Source organism: Christiangramia aestuarii (assembly GCF_009735585.1).
GTDB lineage: Bacteria > Bacteroidota > Bacteroidia > Flavobacteriales > Flavobacteriaceae > Christiangramia > Christiangramia aestuarii.
On the sequence record NZ_VJVW01000104.1, the window covers coordinates 1 to 428 of the forward strand.

The window sequence follows — 428 nt, forward strand, 5'->3', positions numbered from 1 at the left end:
GACATCGTAGTGACCAATACCGGTAACGTAACCGTAACCGATATCGAGATCACCGATGCCAACGCTGATGCAGGTAGTATCACAGGAAGCCCGATCCTTACACTGGCTCCTGGAGAATCAGCTACCGTAACGGCAAACCAAACCATTACCCAGGCGCATATGGATGCAGGATTTGTGTCTAACTCCGCTACTGCTACTGGCGACAGTCCTAGTGCTACCGATGATGTAACTGATGTGTCAGATAATGGAGATCCAACCGATGGAGACGATAATCCGACTATCACAACCCTTAACCAGAACCCAGCAATCGAAGCAGTGAAAACTGTAAGAGTCGCTGGAACTGAGGTGGGAGATGTGATCGAATATGACATCGTAGTGACCAATACCGGTAACGTAACCGTAACCGATATCGAGATCACCGATGCCAA

At 48.8% G+C, this 428-nt stretch carries 1 protein-coding gene; it reads left to right on the forward strand.

Annotated features, from left to right (window positions below; genetic code table 11):
• Positions 1–428, forward strand: a 428-nt coding sequence (locus FLP08_RS15860) for a CLIPPER-2 domain-containing protein (protein WP_156278130.1), incomplete at both ends; no start/stop codon positions are given.